General features: G+C 75.0%; 17 protein-coding genes. 7 read left to right on the forward strand and 10 right to left on the reverse strand.

What is annotated here, in order from left to right; all coding sequences use genetic code 11:
- Positions 1–192: 192 nt before the first annotated feature.
- Positions 193–1623: a GNAT family N-acetyltransferase gene (locus tag AC07FY_RS27410; protein WP_479011186.1), complete on the forward strand. Its 1431-nt coding sequence runs from the start codon at positions 193–195 to the stop codon at positions 1621–1623.
- A gap of 256 nt (positions 1624–1879) precedes the next feature.
- Entirely contained in the window at positions 1880–3583 is a 1704-nt protein-coding gene (locus AC07FY_RS27415) for a DUF885 domain-containing protein (RefSeq protein WP_479011189.1), read from the forward strand.
- Positions 3584–3663: 80 nt separating this feature from the next.
- On the opposite strand, the gene AC07FY_RS27420 is transcribed toward AC07FY_RS27415, so the two are convergent.
- The gene (locus AC07FY_RS27420; protein ID WP_479011192.1) at positions 3664–4176 is read right to left on the reverse strand and encodes a rhodanese-like domain-containing protein; all 513 of its coding nucleotides are present in this window, start codon (positions 4174–4176) and stop codon (positions 3664–3666) included.
- Between the two features lie 94 nt (positions 4177–4270).
- Here AC07FY_RS27420 and AC07FY_RS27425 point away from each other — a divergent pair, with 94 nt between their 5' ends.
- On the forward strand, positions 4271–4717 hold the full coding sequence (locus AC07FY_RS27425) for an Lrp/AsnC family transcriptional regulator (RefSeq protein WP_479011195.1): 447 nt from the start codon (positions 4271–4273) through the stop codon (positions 4715–4717).
- Here the strand turns inward: AC07FY_RS27425 and AC07FY_RS27430 are convergent.
- The 3 genes from AC07FY_RS27430 to AC07FY_RS27440 all read right to left on the reverse strand — a co-directional run bounded on the left by AC07FY_RS27430 (position 4707) and on the right by AC07FY_RS27440 (position 9592).
- A complete protein-coding gene (locus tag AC07FY_RS27430) occupies positions 4707–7718 on the reverse strand; it encodes an AAA family ATPase (protein WP_479011198.1) in 3012 nt (1003 codons plus the stop codon). The genes AC07FY_RS27425 and AC07FY_RS27430 overlap by 11 nt on opposite strands.
- The gene (locus AC07FY_RS27435) at positions 7715–8881 is read right to left on the reverse strand and encodes an exonuclease SbcCD subunit D (protein WP_479011201.1); all 1167 of its coding nucleotides are present in this window, start codon (positions 8879–8881) and stop codon (positions 7715–7717) included. The genes AC07FY_RS27430 and AC07FY_RS27435 overlap by 4 nt, the downstream gene beginning before the upstream one ends.
- A gap of 84 nt (positions 8882–8965) precedes the next feature.
- Entirely contained in the window at positions 8966–9592 is a 627-nt protein-coding gene (locus tag AC07FY_RS27440; RefSeq protein ID WP_479011204.1) for a YigZ family protein, read from the reverse strand.
- A gap of 154 nt (positions 9593–9746) precedes the next feature.
- On the opposite strand from AC07FY_RS27440, the gene AC07FY_RS27445 reads away from it, so the two are divergent.
- Entirely contained in the window at positions 9747–10151 is a 405-nt protein-coding gene (locus AC07FY_RS27445; RefSeq protein WP_479011207.1) for a CoA-binding protein, read from the forward strand.
- Position 10152: 1 nt separating this feature from the next.
- Here AC07FY_RS27445 and AC07FY_RS27450 read toward each other — a convergent pair whose 3' ends face one another.
- The gene (locus AC07FY_RS27450; RefSeq protein WP_479011210.1) at positions 10153–10998 is read right to left on the reverse strand and encodes an acyltransferase; all 846 of its coding nucleotides are present in this window, start codon (positions 10996–10998) and stop codon (positions 10153–10155) included.
- A 132-nt stretch (positions 10999–11130) separates the two neighbouring features.
- Here AC07FY_RS27450 and AC07FY_RS27455 point away from each other — a divergent pair, with 132 nt between their 5' ends.
- A complete protein-coding gene (locus AC07FY_RS27455) occupies positions 11131–11682 on the forward strand; it encodes a gamma carbonic anhydrase family protein (protein WP_479011213.1) in 552 nt (183 codons plus the stop codon).
- A 54-nt stretch (positions 11683–11736) separates the two neighbouring features.
- Here the strand turns inward: AC07FY_RS27455 and AC07FY_RS27460 are convergent, their stop codons facing one another.
- The 3 genes from AC07FY_RS27460 to AC07FY_RS27470 form a co-directional block, all read right to left on the reverse strand.
- On the reverse strand, positions 11737–12420 hold the full coding sequence (locus AC07FY_RS27460) for a DedA family protein (RefSeq protein ID WP_479011216.1): 684 nt from the start codon (positions 12418–12420) through the stop codon (positions 11737–11739).
- Between the two features lie 58 nt (positions 12421–12478).
- Positions 12479–14995, reverse strand: coding sequence for a beta-glucosidase (locus tag AC07FY_RS27465; RefSeq protein WP_479011219.1), 2517 nt, complete (start codon positions 14993–14995; stop codon positions 12479–12481).
- A 260-nt stretch (positions 14996–15255) separates the two neighbouring features.
- Positions 15256–15708, reverse strand: a complete 453-nt coding sequence (locus AC07FY_RS27470) for a DUF4442 domain-containing protein (RefSeq protein ID WP_479011222.1) — start codon at positions 15706–15708, stop codon at positions 15256–15258.
- Between the two features lie 96 nt (positions 15709–15804).
- On the opposite strand from AC07FY_RS27470, the gene AC07FY_RS27475 reads away from it, so the two are divergent.
- Both AC07FY_RS27475 and AC07FY_RS27480 read left to right on the forward strand, forming a co-directional pair.
- Positions 15805–16827 (forward strand): DUF8017 domain-containing protein, encoded by a 1023-nt coding sequence (locus AC07FY_RS27475; RefSeq protein ID WP_479011225.1) that lies wholly within the window; start codon positions 15805–15807, stop codon positions 16825–16827.
- Between the two features lie 91 nt (positions 16828–16918).
- A complete protein-coding gene (locus AC07FY_RS27480) occupies positions 16919–18259 on the forward strand; it encodes an MFS transporter (protein ID WP_479011228.1) in 1341 nt (446 codons plus the stop codon).
- Positions 18260–18295: 36 nt separating this feature from the next.
- On the opposite strand, the gene AC07FY_RS27485 is transcribed toward AC07FY_RS27480, so the two are convergent.
- Both AC07FY_RS27485 and AC07FY_RS27490 read right to left on the reverse strand, forming a co-directional pair.
- Positions 18296–19087, reverse strand: a complete 792-nt coding sequence (locus AC07FY_RS27485) for a spermidine synthase (RefSeq protein ID WP_479011365.1) — start codon at positions 19085–19087, stop codon at positions 18296–18298.
- A 67-nt stretch (positions 19088–19154) separates the two neighbouring features.
- Complete coding sequence (locus AC07FY_RS27490; RefSeq protein WP_479011231.1) at positions 19155–20003, reverse strand: patatin-like phospholipase family protein; 849 nt, start codon at positions 20001–20003, stop codon at positions 19155–19157.
- Between the last annotated feature and the right edge of the window lie 21 nt (positions 20004–20024).

Consider the following 20024-nt stretch of genomic DNA (forward strand, 5'->3'; position numbering starts at 1 on the left):
CCCATCCACCCAACCCATCCACCCGCCCACCTGCCCGCACGACCCACGCTCCCCACCCACTGCCCCACCCGCCCGCCTCCACAGCCCCCGCCGCGGCCCGGAAAACCGGATGAAATCAGCCAGATGGACACTTAACCAGTCGGTCACAGACCGTTCGTGATCACGCAACACCCCTGCGCCACAGTGGTCGGTATGACGGACCGTCGTGTTACCTCAGCCCAGCGTCCCCACCGCCACCACTGGCGCCGCGATCTCGTCGAGCTCGCCGCGCTCTTCTGCGCCGTCGCGGTCGCCGACGCCATCGCCAATCTCGTCGTGCACGGCCCGCGCGGACCGGTGCTGCTGGTCGCCTCGGCCGTCGCGCTGCTGGTCACGGCTGCCTTCCACACCTGGTGGGCCAGGCGCCACAGCCATGCGCCGCCGCCGGACGCCACAGCCCCCGGCGATCCGACCGTGTCCCGGGACTCCGCCCCCGGCGCTGCCGCAGCCACCTCCGCCCTGTGGCGGATGCGCACCACCGTCCGCGACGAGCCCGGCTCGCTGGCCGCGGTGTGCACCGCCCTCGCCCGCAGCGGCGTCGACATCCTCACCCTCCAGACGCACCCGCTGCCCGAGGGCGGCACCGTGGACGAGTTCCTGCTGCGCGCCCCGCAACTGCTGCCCTCCGGCGACCTCACCCGGGCGGTCGCCCGGGCCGGCGGCCACAGCACGTGGATCGAGCGCGCCGACACCCACGACCTGGTCGACACCCCGGCCCGCGTCCTGGGCCTGGCCACCCGGACCGCCCTCGACGCCGCCGAGCTGCCGCTCGCGCTGCGCCAACTGCTGGGCCGCTGCACCATCCACTCCATCCCCCCGACCACCCTGTCCGGCCGCCCCAACTCCGCCGCCGACGCCCCGGTCGAAGGGGTCCTGGAGGCGACGGTCATGCGGCTGCGCGACCCCTCGGGCGGCGCGATCACGGTGGAGCGGCCCTACCTGCCGTTCACCCCGACCGAGTTCGCCCGCGCCCGCGCCCTGGTCGAGCTCGACGCCCGCCTCGGCCCCCGCGTGCCCCGCAGCCAGGACGTCCTGACCCTGCCCGAGGGCAACGAGATCACCGTGCGCCGCGCCGACGCCGCCGACCAGGGTGCCGCACGCGCGATGCACGACCGCTGCTCCGAGCGCACGCTCGGCCTGCGCTACCACGGCCCCGTCGCCGACGCCGACGCCTACCTCGGCCACCTGCTGAGCCCCCGCTTCGGCCGCACCCTCGCCGCGACCACCGCCTCCGGCAAGCTCGTCGCCCTCGGCCACCTGTTGTGGGACGGGGACGAGACCGAGGTCGCACTGCTGATCGAGGACGAATGGCAGCGCCGCGGCATCGGCTCCGAGCTGCTGCGCCGGCTCATCGCCCTGGCCGTCGAGGCCGGTTGCGACAGCGTGTACGCCGTGACCCGGGCCTCCAACACGGGCATGGTCGCCGCCATGCGCGGGCTCGGCCTGCCCCTCGACTACCAGATCGAGGAGGGCACGCTGGTGATCACCGCCCGACTGGACGCCGCCCCGGCGGACTCCCGGTCCTCGTACGCCGTCCGGTCCGAACTCCCGCGTACACAGCAGAACCCGCACCCCTGGCACTGACGCCACACGCCTGACGTTCGACTCCTGGCACCTGCACCTGCACCTGCACCTGCACCTGAGCAGACGCCTCACGCCGACCGGCCCTGGTCCGCGTCGCCCGCACCGGGTGACGCGAACCAGGCACGCGGACCAGCGCAGACCAGCGCGGACCAGCCCACCCGCACCGCCCCGCCGGCGCGCTGATCCGCCGTTCCCGTCAGCAGGCTGGCGTCAAACGGTGATGACGCGACGCGGTCGCGCATACGAAGATGTCCCCATGTCAGAGACCCTCCACCACGGCAGCGACACCAGGCTGCCCCGCCAGGTGGCCGACGCGTACGTCGACGACCTGATCGCCCTCGACCCGATCACCGGTACCTACCTCGGTGTCGCCGCGAGCTCGGGCAGGCTCCCGGACTTCTCGCCGGCCGGCCGCGCGGCCGTCGCCGAGCTCTCGCGCACCACCCTCGCCCGCCTGGACGCGGCCGAGCGGCTCCCCGGCGCGGACAGCGACGCCGAGCGCCGTTGCGCCCGTCTGCTGCGCGAGCGCCTCACCGCCGAACTCGCCGTCCACGAGGCCGACGAGGACCTGTGCGCGGTCAGCAACATCCACAGCCCCGTGCACGCCGTCCGCGAGGTCTTCACCCTGACCCCGGCCGACACCGACGCGGACTGGGCGGCCATCGCCGAGCGGCTGCGCGCCGTACCGGCCGCGCTCGCCGGCTACCGCGAGAGCCTGGAGCTGGGCCTGCGGCGCGGGCTGTACGGCGGCCCGCGCGCCACCGCGACCATGATCGGCCAGCTCACCTCCTGGGCCGGCCAGGACGGCAACGAGCCCGCCTTCTTCGAGGAGTTCGCCTCCGCCGGCCCCGACGCCCTGCGCACCGAGCTGGACGGGGCGGCGGCCGCCGCGACCGCCTCCGTGGCCGACCTGCGCGACTGGATGGCGTCGGTGTACGCACCGGCCGTCGAGGACAAGCCGGACACCGTCGGCCGCGAGCGGTACGCGCGCTGGTCCCGGTACTTCAACGGTACCGACCTGGACCTGGACGAGGCGTACGCCTACGGCTGGTCGGAGTACCACCGGCTGCTCGCCGAGATGAAGACCGAGGCGGCCAAGATCCTGCCCGGCGCCGGTCCCTGGGACGCGCTGCGCCACCTCGACGAGCACGGCACGCACATCGAAGGCGTGGACGAGGTGCGTGCCTGGCTCCAGGGGCTCATGGACGAGGCGATCGAGAACCTGGACGGCACCCACTTCGAACTCGCCGAGCGGGTGCGGAGGGTGGAGTCGCGGATCGCCCCGCCGGGGGGCGCCGCGGCGCCGTACTACACCTCCCCGTCGGAGGACTTCTCCCGTCCCGGCCGCACCTGGCTGCCCACCATGGGCCAGACCCGGTTCCCCGTGTACGACCTGGTCTCCACCTGGTACCACGAGGGCGTGCCGGGCCACCACCTGCAGCTCGCGCAGTGGACGCACGTGGCGGACCAGCTTTCGCGCTACCAGGCGACCGTCGGCATCGTCAGCGCCAACGCCGAGGGCTGGGCGCTGTACGCGGAGCGCCTGATGGACGAACTGGGCTACCTCAAGGACGCCGAGCAGCGCCTGGGGTACCTGGACTGCCAGATGATGCGCGCGGCGCGGGTGATCGTGGACATCGGCATGCACCTCGGCCTGGAGATCCCGGCCGACTCGCCGTTCCGCCCGGGCGAGAGGTGGACCCCGGACCTCGCGCAGGAGTTCTTCGGCCTGCACAGCGGTCGGCCGGCGGACTTCGTCGAGAGCGAGTTGACCCGCTACCTGTCGATGCCGGGGCAGGCGATCGGGTACAAGCTCGGCGAGCGCGCCTGGCTGCTGGGCCGGGACAACGCCCGGGCGGCGCACGGTGATTCCTTCGACCTGAAGGCCTGGCACATGGCGGCCCTGTCGCAGGGTTCGCTGGGGCTGGACGACCTGGTGGACGAGCTCTCCAGGCTCTGACCGCCCCGGGCCGCACCCGCCCGGCACCAGCGGGCCGTACTCCTCCGGGGAGTGCGGCCCGCTTCCGCATCGGGGACGGTTCAGCAGCCGCAGTCGTCCGAGTCGGTGGGGGCGGTCAGCGGGTCGGCCTCGGCGCGCCGCTGACCGCCCTGCCAGGTCTCGACCTCGAAGCCCTCCCGGATCCAGTACTCGATGCCGCCCAGCATCTCCTTGACCCGGAAGCCGAGTTCGGCGAGCGCCAGTGCGGAGCGGGCGCCCCCGTTGCAGCCCGGGCCCCAGCAGTAGGTGACCACGGGGACGTTCCTGTCGAGGAGCAGCTCGGCCTGGTCGGGGATGAGGGCGGTGGGCAGGTGGACGGCGCCGGGGACGTGCGCCTGGTCCCAGGAGGGCGTGGAACGGGAGTCGACCAGCTGGAACCCGAGCTCGGCGCCCTGCTCACGGTGGGCCTTGAACGCGGCGGCGACGTCCGACACATCGGCGTGGAAGGCGAGGCTCGCCGCGAAGTAGGCGGCGGCCGCGGCCGGGGAGGCGGGGGCCACCCGCAGGACAGGGTTGGCGGCGGTCGCGGTCGGGGTGTTCCGTGTCGTCGTCATGGCTGGAAATCTACGATCCGTCGAAGGCCCGTGGAAGTGAGTTTCCCCGGCCTTCTCCTTGCGCCGCCGGGGAATACCCTGCTACTTCTGCGATATGACCGATCATTCCCCCGACGCCACCGACTGGCGGATCCTCGAAGCCCTCCAGCGGGACGGCCGGGCGAGCTTCACCGAGCTCGCCCGCTCCGTGTCGATGTCCGCGAGCGCCGTCACCGAGCGGGTCCGCCGCCTCGAGGAGTCGGGCGTGATCACCGGCTACACCGCCGTGGTGGACCCGGAGAAGCTCGGCAAGGCGATCCTCGCCCTGGTGCGGCTGCGGTATCCGCACGGCAACTACAAGCCGTTCCACGACTTCCTCGACGCGACCCCGGAGATCCTGGAGGCCCATCACGTCACCGGTGACGACTGCTTCGTGCTCAAGGTCGCCGCCCGCTCGATGGGGCACCTGGAGGAGGTCACCGGCCGGATCTCCGGCCTGGGCGCGGTGACCACCAGCATCGTGTACTCCTCGCCGCTCCCCCGCAGGCCGCTCAGTCCCTGAGCGCCGGGGTGCGGTGGCGCACCACCGAGCCGCCGCGCTGCTTGACGATCTCCAGCTGGGCCTGCACCCGGGTGCGCAGATCGGCCACGTGGCTGACGATGCCGACGCTGCGGTCCCGTTCGCGCAGCGAGTCCAGCACGTCGAGCACCTCGTCCAGCGCCTGGTCGTCGAGGCTGCCGAACCCCTCGTCGATGAAGAGGGTGTCCAGGCGCATGCCGCCCGTCTCGTCGGTGACCACGTCGGCCAGGCCCAGCGCGAGGGCCAGGGAGGCGAAGAAGGTCTCACCGCCCGAGAGGGTCGCGGTGTCGCGTTCGCTGCCGGTCCAGGCGTCGACCACGTGCAGTCCGAGACCGGAGCGGCCCCGTCCGCCCGTCCGCGCGTCGGAGTGGACCAGGGTGTAGCGGCCGCCGGACATGCGCAGCAGCCGTACCGTCGCGGCGGCGGCGACCTGCTCCAGGCGGGCGGCCAGGACGTACGCCTCCAGCCGCATCCTGCGCTCGTTGTCGGCGGAGGTGCCGGCGGTGAGCCCGGCCAGCCGGGCCACCCGTTCGTAGGCCTCGCGCAGCGGACCCAGGGCGCGCAGTTCCTGTTCGGCCTGGCGGGACAGCCGGTCCAGCTCCGCGCAGCGGACCCGGGCGGCGTCGAAGGCGGACCCGGCGGTACGAAGCTTCGCCGCGGCCTGGGCGGCGTACGCCTCGGCCTGCTCCGGTGCGGCCGGGGGCAGGGCTGCCGCCGCGGCCGTGTCGGTTTCGCCGAGGCGGTCCGCCAGCATGGCTTCCTCCGCCTGCCAGGCGTCCATCCGGCGCTGGAGCGCGGTGCGTTCGTATTCGGGCAGCACTGCGTCGGCGGCCTCCTCGACGGTGTCGAAGCCGGCCTTGAAGGCGGCGTCGGCGAGCTGGTCGTCGGCCTCCTTCAGCCGGGCGGCGGTGGTCTCGGCCCGGCGCAGCGCGGATGCCGCGCCCGAGACCATGCGCACCCGGTCCTCCAGGATCCGGACGCGGGCCGCGACGGTCGGCGCGTCGGCCCGCACCAGGGCGAGCTGCGCCTCCAGCGCGGCCTGCTCCCGGTCGAGCTGCTCGCGGTGGGAGGCCCGGGCGGCGGCCCGGCGTTCGGCGTCGAGCCGGTCGGCGCTGCGCACCGCGTGCTCCCGCTCGGCGCGGGCGAGGCGTTCGCGGGCCGCGTGCAGGCCGGCGGCCGCGGCGTGCGCGGCGGCGTGCCGTGAGCTCAGGTCCGCGGTCAGGGCGAGGAGTTCGGCGGTGGTGGCGTCGCCGGCGGCGGTCGCCGCCTCGGCGCGGGCCTGCTCGTCGGCGGCCAGCCGGCGCTCGACGGCGGCCTTGGCCTGCTCGGCCTGCTCGAAGCGGGCGTGGGCGGAGTCCTCGGCGGCCCGGTCGACGTGGCCCGGGGCCGGGCGGGCCGGAGCGGGATGCTCCGGGGATCCGCAGACGGCGCATGCCTCGCCCGCCACCAGCGCCTCGGCGAGCTCGGCGGCGATGCCGCGGAGCCGGGCCTCCTTGAGCTCCAGCCAGCGCTCCCGGGCGGCGGCCGACTCCCCGCGCACCAGCAGCAGTTCGTCCGCGGCGCGCTGCGCGGCGGCGGCCAGCTCGTCGCGCCGCCGCGCGGCGTTCAGCTGGAGCCGGGCGGGTTCCAGCCGGCCCGCGAGCTGCTCGGCCAGGGTCGCGGACTGCTGGGCGGCGTCCACGCGGGCCCGCAGGGCGGCCCGGGTCTCCTCCCAGCGCTCCAGCCAGTCGGCGGACTCCCGGTGCTGCTCCTCGGCGGCCCTGGCCTCCCGCTCCAGGTCGGCGCGCTCGCGGCCGATCTCGGCACTGCGCTGCTCGGCGCGGTGGGCGGCGCCGAGGGCGCCCAGCTCCTCACGCAGCCGCTGCTCCTCGGTGGCCAGTTGCTCGGCGCCGGCCTCCTTCAGCGACGCGGGGAGCGCGGCGCGGGCGGCCGCCTCGGCGTGTGCGGCGGCGAGGTGGCCGGCGGAGGCGGCACCGCGCAGTTCCAGGGCGGGGGCCACCAGGGCGCCGCGGCGGGCCCGGTCCAGCAGTGCGCGCACGCGTTCCCGCTCGGGGGCCGCCTCGGCGAGCACGGCGGCCCGGCGGGCGGTCTCCGCGTGCCGCCGCTGGAGCCGGTCCAGCTCGCGCGCCTCCTCGGCTGCGCGCCGGGCGGCGGCGTGCCGGCCTTCGACGGCGGCGAGCGCGTACTCGGCCACGGTCAGCCGCTCGCGCGCGGAGCAGCGGGCGACGGCCGCCCAGATCCGGACGGCTTCGGCGAGACCGGGGTCGCCGGGCTGGTGCCGGGGCAGCGGCCAGGCCGTGAGGTCCGCACAGTTCCCGGCGGCCTGGGCGAGCCGCTGCGCGGTGTGCAGGACCTTCTCGTCGCCGGCGCGCACCCGGGCCTCGGCGGCGCGGCGGCGGTCGCCGAGCAGGGTCTCGACGGCCGCGAACCGGCGGGTGTCGAAGAGCCGGCCGAGGAGCCGGCCGCGCGCCCCTTCGTCGGCGCGCAGGAAGCGTGCGAACTCGCCCTGCGGCAGGAGGACCACCTGGCAGAACTGCTCGCGGCTCATGCCGAGCAGCTGCTCGATCTCCTCGCCGATCTCCTGGTGGGAGCGGCTGAGCGGCTGCCACTCCCCGGCGGTGTGCTCGCGCAGCAGGCTCTGCGCCTTGTCCTTGGTGGTGCCGGTGCCGCGCTTCTTGGGGCGGTCCTGCTCGGGCCGCCGGGTGATCTCCAGGCGGTGGCCGCCCACCGTGAGTTCGAGGGTGACCTCGGTCGGGTTGCCGGGGGCCGCGTGGTCGCTGCGCAGACTGGTGCCGGGGGCCTGGCGGGCGCCGGGGACGGAACCGTAGAGGGCGTAGCAGACGGCGTCCAAGACGGAGGTCTTGCCGGCGCCGGTGGGGCCGTGCAGCAGGAAGATCCCGGCGCCGGAGAGCGCGTCGAAGTCGACCTCCTGGGGTTCGGCGAAGGGGCCGAAGGCCGTGATCCTGAGCCGGTGGAGCCTCATCGGTGGGTCTCCTGGCGGCTGTCGTCGGCGCGCACCTCGTCGAAGGCGCCTTGCAGGACGGCCCGTTCGGCCTCGTCCGGGTGGCCGCCGCGCACGTGGGCGACGAAGTCCTCGGCGATCTCCTGGTCGCTGCGGCCCTTGAGCCGCTGGGCGTAGGAGGTGGCGGACTGCTCCTCGCGGCCCTCCGGGTCGAAGGCCAGGCTGAGGGCGTGCGGGAAACGGGCGGCGAGCCGGGCCATGGGGTCGTCGGGGCGGACCGGGTCGGTGAGGACGGCTTCGACCCAGGACTCCTCGTGCCGGGCGTGCGCCGGGTCCTCCAGCAGGTCTTCCAGCGGGCCGCGCAGCCGGGCGAGGGGGCGCGGTACGGGGGTGTCGATCCGCTCCGCTGCGGCGATCTCGCCCTCGGCGCCCAGTTCGACCAGCCACATCGTCTTGCGGTGGTCGGCCTCGGAGAAGGAGTAGGCGAGCGGGGAACCGGAGTAGCGCACCCGTTCGGTGATCGTCTGGCAGCCGTGGAGGTGGCCGAGGGCGGCGTAGTCGACCCCGTCGAAGACGGAGGCGGGCACGGCCTCGACCCCGCCGACGGAGATGTCCCGCTCGCTGTCGCTGGCCTGCCCGCCGGTGACGAAGGCGTGGGCGAGGACGATGGAGCGGGTGCCGGGCGCGCGGGCGGCGAGGTCGGCCCGGATCCGGTCCATGGCCGCGCCCAGCACGGCTTCGTGGCTCACCTTCTCGGCGCCGAACTGGTCCTTGACCAGCGCGGGTTCGAGGTAGGGCAGGCCGTAGAGCGCCACCTCGCCGTGCACGTCGGCCAGTACGACCGGGTCGGCGCAGCCGGCCGGATCGGTCCGCAGGTGGATCCCGGCCCGGTCGATCAGCCGGGCCCCGACTCCGAGGCGGCGGGCGGAGTCGTGGTTCCCGGAGATCATCACGGTGGGCACCCCGAGCTCGGCGAGCCGGTGCAGCGTCCGGTCGTACAGCTCGACGGCGGGCAGCGGGGGCACGGCCCGGTCGTAGACGTCCCCGGCGACGAGGACGGCGTCGACCGCGTGCGTGCGGACGGTCTCGACGAGGTGGTCGACGAAGGCGGCCTGGGCGCCGAGCAGGCTGACGCGGTGGAAGGACCGGCCGAGGTGCCAGTCGGAGGTGTGCAGGAACTTCACGCGTCGGCCTCGCCGCACATACCGTCTCCCCCTGGTGGTCTCCCGCTCGTGAACCCCTCTACGCTAACCCGTCCGGCCCGCCCCTCAGGGCGCGTACGTCTCTCCGCCGAGCGTGAGGGTGGCGCTGCCCGCCGTGCTGTCGGCGAGCCAGGACTCGAAAGCGGGCAGATCCGCCTCGGGGAGGGCGACCTCGATCTCGACCGCGGCCCCGTAGCGCAGGTCCACCACGGTCCGGCCGGTGGCGCGCAGGTCGTTCTGGGTCTTGCCGGCGCGCTGGTGGTCGACGGTGACGGTGGCCAGCCGGTAGCGGCGCCGGGTGACGGTGCCGAGCGCGTCGAGGGCTTCGCCGACGACTCCTCCGTAGGCCCGGATGAGGCCGCCGGCACCGAGTTTCACGCCGCCGTAGTAGCGGGTGACGACGGCGACCGCGTAGCGGACGTCCCGGCGCATGAGCATCTGCAGCATGGGCACCCCGGCGGTGCCGCCCGGCTCGCCGTCGTCGCTGGCCTTCTGGACGGCGGCGTCTGCGCCGATCACGTAGGCGAAGCAGTTGTGCGTGGCGGCGGGGTGCTCCTTGCGGACGCGCGCGACGAAGTCCTGCGCCTCCTGCTCGGTCGCGGCGGGCGCGAGCGAGCACAGGAAGCGGGAGCGGTTGATCTCGGACTCGTGCACGCCCTCGCGGGACACCGTCACGTACTGGTCTGCCTTCACCGCTCCACCCTAAGGCGAGGCGGAGCCGCCTCCGGGGGGCCGGCCCGGCGGGCGGGGGGCGGGGAATCGGACCGGCGCCTCCCCGGTTGACCACGAGGCACAGCACCGACAGTACGGCCCGAAGAGCAGGGCCTGACCAGCAGAGGCGGCACACGTGTACGGCGATCCGGCGACCATCCGCACGATCCTCACGGAACTGGGCGACACCTGGGCGGTGGTGGGCCTGTCGAACAACCGGGACCGGGCGGCCTACGGAGTGGCGCGCGTCCTGCAGCGGTTCGGCAAGCGCGTGGTGCCCGTGCACCCCAAGGCGGAGACGGTGCACGGGGAGCCGGGGTACGCCTCGCTGGAGGAGATCCCCTTCAAGGTCGACGTGGTGGACGTCTTCGTCAACAGCGAGCTGGCGGGTGCGGTGGCCGACCAGGCGGTGGCCGTGGGCGCGCAGGCCGTCTGGTTCCAGCTGGGCGTGATCGACGAGGCCGCCTTCGCGCGCACCCGCGAGGCCGGACTGAGCATGGTCATGGACCGCTGCCCGGCGATCGAGATCCCCTCGTTGTGAGTCAGGTCTCCCGCACGGCGGTACGCGGGCCGGGAGCGACCGTGTCGCTCCCGGCCCGCGCCTGCTCGGCTGCCACCTGCTCCGCCCCCGCCTGCTCGATCTCCGCCAGCTCGGCCCGCGTCAGCTCCGCCAGGTCGCGCAGTTGCTCCGGGGTCGTGCCGTCGGGGATGGGCACCGGCGCGGGCGTGCGCAGGGGCGGCTGCCAGCCGGTCTCCGGCTCCCAGCGCCGGACCACGCGGGCCGGGGCGCCGGCCACGACGGCGTGGTCCGGGACCTCACCGCGCACGACGGCCCCCGCGGCCACCACGACGTTGCGGCCCAGCCGCGCGCCCGGGAGGATCACCGCTCCCGTGCCCAGCCAGCAGCCCGGGCCGATCACCACCGGCGCGCTGCGCGGCCACTGCCGTCCGACGGGCTCGTGCGGATCGTCGTAACTGTGGTTGGTGGAGGTGATGTACACCCCGGGGCCGCAGAAGGTGTCGTCGCCGATGCGAATCGGGGCGTCGGCGATCACGTGGCTGTCTCGGCCGATCACCACCCCGTTGCCGAGGACGAGCATCGGCTCCGTGCCGAGGTCGAGGTCCGGCATCATCCCGGCGGTGAGGGTGACCCGCTCACCGATGATGCAGTGGTCGCCGAGCCGGATCCACGGCTCCCCGAAGACGGTGCCCTGGGGGAAGGCGAGCCGGGTGGCCGGCCCGATCGCGCCGAACCGCAGTCCCCCCGGCGCCTGCGCGGTGACCGCGCCGGCCCGCTGCATCCAGCGCCAGCCGGCGTGGACCGCGCGGCTCGCCAGCCGGCGGCGCAGGGCCGTCAGAGAGGAGAACGTGTTCTGGTTCTTCGGCACCCGGCCACGGTAGTCCGCCGGGACCCGGTCCTCCGGGCACCGATCCTGTGATCTTCACCCCATCGCGGGGCGGACGGGACGCGTGCCCTACCGTGCCGTTGGCGCGGTATCCGCAGAACAGAGGAAGAGATCATGACGCAGCACGCGACGCAGGGCCAGGCACTCATCGCGGCCGTGGGCGGCCGGCAGCCGTCCGTCGACCCGACCGCCTTCGCCGCCCCCACCTCCGTCGTCGTCGGTGAGGTCACCCTGGCCGCCGGCGCGAGCGTCTGGTATTCGGCGGTGCTGCGCGCCGACTGCGGCCCGATCACGCTCGGCGCGGACAGCAACGTGCAGGACAACTGCACGATCCACGTGGATCCGGGCTTTCCGGTGTCCATCGGGCAGCGCGTCTCCATCGGCCACAACGCCGTGGTGCACGGCTGTACCGTCGAGGACGACTGCCTGATCGGCATGGGCGCCACCGTCCTGAACGGAGCGGTGATCGGCGCCGGCTCGCTGGTGGCCGCGCAGGCGCTGGTCCCGCAGGGCATGGTGGTGCCGCCCGGCTCGCTGGTCGCGGGCGTCCCGGCCAAGGTGCGGCGCGCGCTGACGGACGAGGAGCGCGAGCACATCAGCCTCAACGCGCAGATGTACGGGGAACTGGCCAGGCAGCACCGGGCCTCGGTCACCCCCGAGGTCTAGGGGGTTCCTCCGGATCATGCCGGCCGGCCGGTCCGGCGGCCCGCTCCGTCGGCGTCATTCGCCGACGGTCACCCGGGCCGCCGGCTGTTCGGGGATCTGCGCGGCGTCCGCGGCGCCGGCGGCCGGCGCCCCGGCGGCCGCCTTCTTCATCCGGCTGCGCACCACCAGCGTCACCGCGACGCCGAACACCACGGCCAGGCCCAGCGCCAGCCAGGAGAACCGCTTCAGCCACGGTTCGGCGACGACGCCGACCGAGTAGATGACGGCCGTGGTGCCGCCGGCCCAGAGGATGCCGCCGAGGATGTTCGCCGTCAGGAACCTCCAGTACGGCATGTGCAGCACGCCCGCGAGCGGTCCGGCGAAGATCCGCAGCAGGGCCACGAACCGCCCGAAGAAGACGGCCCACATGCCCCACCGCTCGAAGGAGCGTTCCGCCAGCGCCACCTGGTCCGGCCCGAAGTGCTTGGGGAAGCGCCGGCCGAGCTTCTCCAGCAGGGGCTTGCCTCCCCTGCGCCCGATCGCGTAGCCGATCGAGTCGCCCACGATGGCCCCGGTGATCGCGCAGAGCGCCAGCACCACGGGGTCGATCTCCCCGTGCTGTGAGGCGAGGAGGGCCGAGCTGACCAGGATGATCTCGCCCGGCAGCGGGATGCCGAGGCTCTCCAGCCCGATGACCAGGCCCACGAGGAGATAGATGCTGACCGCCGGAATCGTCTCCAGCCATTCCTGGATGTGCACCGGTACGTCCTCCAGAATCGTCCCCGGCGCGCCCCCTGTGACACGCCGGACGGGCAGCCTATCGGCTCCCCGCCACCGCCCTTGACCTCAGAGGCAGGTCACGCGACGAACGACCGGCGAACACCTCGCGGCGGCCGGAACCCAGCACCCAGGCCCGGCGCGCGGGGTCCCACGACGACAGGGTCCGGGCGTCCACGTCGATGACGACCCGCTGCGACTCCCCCGGCGCAAGGGTCACCCGCCGGTAGCCGGCCAGGGTGCGCACCGGCTGGTCCAGTGCGAGCTCGGGGGACGGGCCCACGTACACCTGCGCCACCTCCGTGCCCTTGCGGCGACCGGTGTTGCGGACGGTGAACTCCACGCGCAGCCCGTCCGGCTCCCCCTTCACGGCGCCCGGCCGGACCGTCAGCCTCTCGTAGCGCCAGGTGGTGTAGGACAGGCCGTGGCCGAAGGGGAACAGCGGGGCCACCCGCTGGGCGTCGTACCACCGGTGGCCGACGTGCACGCCCTCGGCGTACTCCTGCCGGCCGCCCACGCCCGGGTAGCGCAGCGGGTCCCCGGCCACGGGCGTGGCCCGCTCGTCGGCCGGGAAGGTCTGGGTGAGCCGGCCGCCCGGGTCGACGTCCCCGAAGAGGATGTCGGCGGTGGCGCCCGCGCCCTCCTGACCGGGGTAGTACATCTGGAGCACCGCTCCGGTCCGCGCCAGCCACGGCATGGTCGTGCTCGACGAGGTGTTGAGCACGACCGTGGTGCGCGGGTTCGCGGCGGCGACCGCCTCGATCAGCGCGGCCTGCCCGCCGGGCAGCGCCAGCGTGGTCCGGTCGCTGCCCCCGGTGGCGTCCTCGTAGGCGAACAGCACGACGCTGCGGGCCGCCTTCGCTGCCTTCACCGCCTCGGCGAGGTCCGCGGCGCGGGTGGCCTTGGTGGTGTGCCGCAGCCGGAACCGCTGGCCCCTCGCCCCGCCCCGGGCGGTCACGGCGAGCCGGTGGACGCCCGCTCCGAGGGCCAGCGTGCGCCGCCGCACGGTCATCCCGTCGGGCGCGGAGCCGAGCAGGGCCCCCGCGAAGACCTCGGCGGGACCGTGCCGGAGGGGGAAGAGCTCCTGCCCGTCGAGGCGCACGTCGGGCCGCTGTCCGGTGTAGTGGAGGAGGAGGGTCCACTCGTCGTCCGCCGCGAGCCGGAACCCGCCCTCGTACCGCCAGTCGTGCCCGGCGTCCACGGCCCGGTCGTCCAGCGCGGTGGAGGGCGTCAGCAGGGCCGGGGGCAGGGCCCGGCCGTAGAGGTCCTCGCCGAGGGCGTGGCGCACGGCCGAGCCGCTCCCGGCGCGCCGGCGGATGGCGGCGAGCGGCGAGGGCGCCCCCTCGGGGACCACGTGGGCCCTGCCGCCCCCGCCGACGAAGGGCACCCGGCCGGTCGGCCCGATCACGGCGATCGAGCGGGCGGCGGCGCCGGTCAGCGGCAGGGTGGCGCGCTCGTTGCGCAGCAGCACCGCGCCGGCGGCGGCCACCTTGCGGGCGGTGCGCGCCCCGGCGGCCGCCTCGCGCGCGGGGCGGGCGGCGGGCGGGGCGGCCAGCAGCCCGAAACGGTCCATGGTGCGCAGGACCCGGCGCACGGCGAGGTCGACGGCGCCTTCGGGGACGGAGCCGGCGCGCACGGCTTCGCGCAGCGGGTCGCCGAAGTGGGCGCCGCCGGACATCTCCATGTCGAGTCCGGCGCCGATGGCGGCGACGGTGCCGTGGGTGGCGCCCCGGTCGGACAGGGCCCAGCCCTCGAACCCCCAGGCGCCGCGCAGCACGTCGTCGAGCAGGGGTCTGCTCTCGCAGGCGTGGACGCCGTTGACCTTGTTGTACGCGCCCGTCACCGCGCCCGCGCCGGCGGCGACGGCTCCCTCGAAGCCCCGTAGCTCGGTCTCGTGCAGGGTCCGCTCGGCGGCGACGACGTCGACGGTGTCCCGGCCGTGCTCCTGGTTGCCGAGTGCGAAGTGCTTGACCGCGGCGATCAGCCCTTCGTCCTGGATCCCGCTGACCACTTCGGCGACGAGGTCGGCGGTGAGCCGCGGGTCCTCGGCGAACGCCTCGAAGTTGCGGCCGCCGTAGGGGGTGCGGATGAGGTTGGCGGTGGGCGCGAGGAGGACGTCCTGGCCCAGTGCGCGGCCCTCGCGGCCCAGGACGCGGCCGTACTCGCGGGCCAGCGCGGGGTCGAAGGCGGAGGCGAGCAGGACCGGCGCGGGCAGCGCGGTGGCGGTACGGGCGACCCGTACGCCGGCGGGCCCGTCGGCCAGGCGCAGCGCCGGGATGCCGAGGCGCGGGACGCCGGGGAGGTAGCCGGCCTGGCCGAGGGGGGCCGGGTCCCGGGCGCCGTGCAGCAGGGCGGTCTTCTCCTCGAGGGTGAGCCGCTCCAGGAGCGAGTCGATCCGGGCGGCGCTCGCGGGTGCGGCGGCCTCGCCGGGCGGTCCCGGCGGGGGGCCGGTCCGCGGGTGGACGCCCGGCGGCACGGTGGCGACGCAGCCGCCGGCGCCCAGACCCACCAGGGCGAGCAGCCGCATCGCGGAACGTCTGGACACGGCCTCGCTCATGGGCGCTCCCGGTGGCTGGGGCGCCCCCGGAAGGAAGCCGGGGGCAGGGGGAGCGGCCCGCGCCGACCGCTCCCGCGACCCACTGTGCGCCGCGCCGTCCGCGGCCCCGGGCGGGACGCGCCACCGCTCCGGCCGGTTTCAGCCCTGCGGCGGCGCGCCGCCGGCCTCCGGCCCGGTTCCGCCGGCCGGCCGGGCGGGCGCCGGGATCGATGCGCACCGTCCGCACGGCGCCCGCCACCGGCCCCGAGGGCCGGGGAGGCTCAGGCGTGGGGGCGCAGCGTCCACACGACGGTCATTTCCCCGGTCACGGCCTCGTCCTCGCGCTGGATGGCGACGGTGACCGGGAATTCGGGGCGGCCGCCCGCGTCGAGTTCGGCCACGACCTCCGCCGCCGGGCGGCCCAGGGTGGCGGTGGCGGTCACGACGCCCTTGGCGAGCTTCTTGTATCCGATCTCGGCCTTGACCGCGAGGGGTACCGCGCGCGAGAGCTGGTCGCCGAAGGCGGCCAGGACGATCGCGCCGCTCGCGGACTCGGCGAGGGTGAACATGGCCCCCGCGTGCGGGCCGCCGACGTGGTTGTGGAAGTCGGGCTGATCCGGGAGGCGGACGACCGCACGCTCGGGGGTGGTCTCCAGGAACTGGAGGTTCAGGGTCCGGGCCATCGGCACGGTCGCGGCGAGCAGTTCGCCCACGTTCATCTGATCTGCGCTCATGGCACGCGATGTTACCCACGAGTAGTAGGGCTTGACCAGAGCCGGCACGGGGGCGGGCGTGGCTCGCCGCTCCCCCTCCCACTATCGTTACCGGCCATGTGGCCAGGACAGCAGCAGCCGCCCGGGGGCGAGCAGAACCCCCAGGACGCGCACCAGAACCCCTACCAGCAGCCGTCGGGGCAGCCGAACCCGTACCAGCAGCAGCCCGGGTACGGCTACCCGCAGCAGCAGCCCGGGTACCAGCAGCCCCCGACCGTTCCCGGCCAGCAGTGGGGGCAGCCCCAGCCGCCCCAGGCGCCCCAGCGGCAGCCGGGCGGCGGCGGGAGCCCGTTCCAGACGAAGACCGTGGCCATCGTCGCCGCGGCCGCGGTGGTCGTGGCGGCCGCCGCGACCGGCGCCTTCGTCCTGACGCGGGACGACAAGAAGACCGACGAGGCCGACGACAAGCCCTCCGCCTCCGCCTCGGCTCCGGTCGCGCCCGCCCCGGCGGGCAGCAGCCCGAACCCGCGGGCCGAGGGTGACGCGAAGCCGACCGTCCCGGGGTGGAAGGTGGTGGTCAACCCCAAGCACGGCACCGCCTTCGAGGTCCCGCCGGAGTGGAACGTGCTGAGCTCGGGCACGGCCATCGGCTTCGAGGACGAGGCGAAGAAGGACGGGTCGCCGTTCGTCACGATGTCCGCGCCGGCCTACCTCAAGGAGGACTGGTGCAAGGTCGACTCCAACAAGGACGGCCGTGAGGAGACCACGTCCCTGGCCGGCACCGGCACCAAGGGCGGCCAGGGCGCCAAGGACACCGCCGAGCTCTCCCGCAACGCGGCCGGCAGCTGGGCGTACGGGGCCTACGGTCAGCCGCACCCCATCGAGGTCACCAAGATCTCCGAGGCCAAGGAGTACACCAGCGCCTCCGGCCTCAAGGGGCACATGGCGACCGCGACGGTGAGCGGCCTCGCGAAGGACAGCAAGTGCGACTCCGACGGCAAGTCCATCGCCTTCGCCTTCAAGAACGCCAAGGGTGACTTCGCGAGCTGGATCCTCTACAGCGCCGCCGGAGTCCCGGACGAGGTCAGCAAGGAAACGATGGAGAAGATCCTCAGCACCGTCCGTCTGTCGACCGGCTGACCGGCCCCCTTCTCCCGCCGATCCCCCTCCCCGCTCTCCCCGGGCCGGCAATCCGTTTGGATTCTCGGCCCGGGGCGGGGATAGTCCCTGGGTGAGTTCTCCCCCCGCCGCCCCGTCCAGCCCGCCCCGCACGCCCGCGCACAGCCGTCGGCCCGCCTGGGCCGGCCGCAACTACACGCTGCTGACGGGTGCCGCGGTCGTGACGAACCTCGGCAGCCACGGAGCACTCATCGCGGCCGCCTTCGCGGTGCTGGAGGCCGGCGGATCCGGCTCCGACGTCGGCCTGGTCGCGGCCGCCCGCACCCTGCCCCTCGTCCTGTTCCTGCTCATCGGCGGCGCGCTCGCCGACCGGCTGCCGCGCCACCGCGTGATGGTCGCGGCCAACGCGCTCAACTGCCTGTCCCAGGCCGCGTTCGCCCTGCTCGTCCTCACCGGTGACCCCCAGCTGTGGCAGATGATGCTGCTGACCGCGCTGTGCGGCACCGGTACGGCCTTCTTCAACCCGGCGGCCGAGGGCATGCTGCTGTCCACCGTCTCGGGCGAGCACGCCAACCGCGCCTTCGCACTCTTCCGCATGGCGATGAACGGCGCGGGCATCGGGGGCGCGGCCCTCGGCGGGGCGATGATCGCCGCGATCGGACCCGGCTGGGTCCTGGCCGTCGACGCCGCCGCCTTCGCCGTCGCTGGCGCCCTGCGGGCCTTCCTCGACGTCAGCCACGTCCCCGACCGGGGCCCCGGCGGCGGCCTGCTGGCCGACCTCCGCGAGGGCTGGGTGGAGTTCCGGACCCGCCCGTGGCTGTGGGGCATCGTGCTCCAGTTCTCCGTGGTGGTCGCCGTCGTCGGCGCCGCGGAGGCCGTCTACGGTCCGCTCGTCGCCCGGGACCGGCTGGGCGGGCCGGCGCCCTGGGGACTGGCCCTGGCGTTCTTCGGCGCGGGCACCATCGCGGGCGCCGTCCTGATGGTGGCGTGGAAGCCGCGCCGGCTGCTGCTGGTGGGAACCCTGTGCGTGTTCCCGCTGGCCCTGCCGTCGGCCGGCCTGGCCGTGCCGCTCCCCGTGTGGGGTCTGTGCCTGGTGATGCTGGTCAGCGGTCTGGCCATCGAGGTCTTCGGCGTGAACTGGATGACGGCGATGCACCAGGAGATCCCGGAGGAGAAGTTCTCCCGGGTCTCCGCCTACGATTGGTTCGGCTCGGTGTCGATGCTCCCGCTGGCCACCGCCCTCGCCGGACCGGCCGAGTCCGCCTTCGGCCGCACCAACGCCCTGTGGGGCTGCGCGGCCCTGGTGGTCGTGGCCACCGCCCTGGTCCTGCTCATCCCGGACGTCCGTCGGCTGACGCGCCGGGAGCGCAAGCACACGGCCGTGCTGCCGTCCCCCGGGGGCTCCGCCCCGGCCGCCACCACCGCGGCCCCGCCGGCGGTCCCCCTCCCGTGAGGTCCGGGGCCGCCGTGCCCGCCCGGCGCTGGACGCTCACCCGAGGCTGAACGCACCCTTCGGCGGAGCCGGGGACGGAGCGGCCTGCGCGTCGGGCACGGGCCGCGCCCCCCGCATGAACCGCGCCAGGGCGGCGCCGTACTCCACCCGCGCCGGGAACGGGTCCGCCGCGCACCGCCGGGCGAGCGCGGCCACCTCCAGCGGGGCGTCGGACGCCAGGAGCACCGCGTTGCCGAACCGCCGCCCCCGCAGCACCGCCGGCTCCGCGATCAGCGCGAGCTGCCCGAACGCCGCGCCGAAGTTGGCCAGCTGCGCCCGCAGGAAGTCGAAGGGCGCCCCGTCGGCCAGGTTCGCCGCGTACAGGCCGCCGGGCCTCAGCACCCGCGCCGCCTGTCGCGCGTACTCCACCGACGTCAGCTGGGCCGGCACCCGGGAACCGCCGAACACGTCGGCCACGACCACGTCCGCGCTCGCGGCGGGCGCCGCCGCCAGCCAGGCCCGGGCGTCGGCGGCGTGCACGGTGACTCCCGACCCCGCCGCCAGGGGCAGGTGTTCGGCGACCAGTCCCACCAGGCCTGCGTCGAACTCCACCACCGTCTGCCGGGACCCCGCCCTCGTCGCCGCCGCGTAGCGGGGCAGGGTCAGGGCGCCTCCGCCCAGGTGCAGGAGGTCCAGCCCGAGCCCCGGCTCCGCCACGCAGTCCAGGACGTGCGCGAGGCGGCGCACGTACTCGAATTCCAGGTGCTCCGGATCGTCGAGGTCCACGTACGACTGCGGCGCCCCGTCGACGGTCAGCAGCCAGGCCCGCTCCCGGTCCACGTCCGGCATCAGCTTGGCGGTGCCCTGGTCCACGTCCCGGATCACCGGGATCTGCTCGTCGCTCACCGATCCATTGTCAGGCCGACCAGACGGCGGCCGCCTCGGCCGCGTGCGCGGCGGCCTGCGCCAGCCCGGCCCGCGCGGCCGGTGCCCGCCGCGCGGGGTCCAGGACGTTGCGCCCGAACTCCTTGCGGGCCGTCGGGGACGGGGTGATCAGCAGCACCTCGGCGCCCTGCGCCCTGAGCTTCGCGGCCTGCGCCGCGGGTGAGGGGACCAGCCCGGAGCCGAGCGCGATCGGCGCGATGATCACCACCCGGGCGTGGCCGGCGGCGAGGTCGGCGTTGGTGGCGGAGCGGATCCCGCCGTCGATGTAGCGGCGTCCGCCGACCGTCGCGGGCGGCCACACCCCGGGTACGGCGCAGCTCGCCGCGACCGCGTCGACCAGCCCGATCCCGCTCTCCCGGTCGAAGGCCTCGAGCTCACCGGTGAGCGCGTCCACCGCGGTGACGACGAGCCTCCGGTCGGGCCACTCGTGCGAGACCAGCCGGGCCGCCAGCACCGCGCGGCGGTCCTCCTCGGGGCCCGTGTCCGCGGCCAGGGCCATGGCTGCCACCCGCCGGCGGTACGCGGTCGCGTCCGTGCGGGAGCGGGCCATCGCCAGTGCGTACCGGGCGATGACGCCCGCCCCCATCTTGGCGGCGCTCTCCCCGGAGGCGTCGCCGAGCTGGCGTTCGTACAGCTCCTGGGGGGTGAGCAGCCCGGAGCGGAGCTGGGCGCCGACCACCGACCCCGCCGAGGTGCCGACGACGAGGTCGGCGCTCGCCAGGTCCACCCCCGCACGGGCGAGGCCGTAGAGGATGCCGCTCTCCCAGCCCACGCCGGTCAGTCCCCCGCCGCCGAGCACCAGTGCCGTTCCGCCGCCCATGTCCGCCCGCCCCTCCGCGCC

Source organism: Streptomyces sp. NPDC045967 (genome assembly GCF_056430495.1).

Bases quoted from the DNA above. Each gene is read 5' to 3' on its own strand.
- AC07FY_RS27410 (WP_479011186.1), top strand. From the start codon at position 193: ATGACGGACCGTCGTGTTACCTCAGCCCAGCGTCCCCACCGCCACCAC.
- AC07FY_RS27415 (WP_479011189.1), top strand. From the start codon at position 1,880: ATGTCAGAGACCCTCCACCACGGCAGCGACACCAGGCTGCCCCGCCAG.
- AC07FY_RS27420 (WP_479011192.1), bottom strand. From the start codon at position 4,176: ATGACGACGACACGGAACACCCCGACCGCGACCGCCGCCAACCCTGTC.
- AC07FY_RS27425 (WP_479011195.1), top strand. From the start codon at position 4,271: ATGACCGATCATTCCCCCGACGCCACCGACTGGCGGATCCTCGAAGCC.
- AC07FY_RS27430 (WP_479011198.1), bottom strand. From the start codon at position 7,718: ATGAGGCTCCACCGGCTCAGGATCACGGCCTTCGGCCCCTTCGCCGAA.
- AC07FY_RS27455 (WP_479011213.1), top strand. From the start codon at position 11,131: ATGACGCAGCACGCGACGCAGGGCCAGGCACTCATCGCGGCCGTGGGC.
- AC07FY_RS27465 (WP_479011219.1), bottom strand. From the start codon at position 14,995: ATGAGCGAGGCCGTGTCCAGACGTTCCGCGATGCGGCTGCTCGCCCTG.
- AC07FY_RS27470 (WP_479011222.1), bottom strand. From the start codon at position 15,708: ATGAGCGCAGATCAGATGAACGTGGGCGAACTGCTCGCCGCGACCGTG.
- AC07FY_RS27475 (WP_479011225.1), top strand. From the start codon at position 15,805: ATGTGGCCAGGACAGCAGCAGCCGCCCGGGGGCGAGCAGAACCCCCAG.
- AC07FY_RS27485 (WP_479011365.1), bottom strand. From the start codon at position 19,087: ATGCCGGACGTGGACCGGGAGCGGGCCTGGCTGCTGACCGTCGACGGG.
- AC07FY_RS27490 (WP_479011231.1), bottom strand. From the start codon at position 20,003: ATGGGCGGCGGAACGGCACTGGTGCTCGGCGGCGGGGGACTGACCGGC.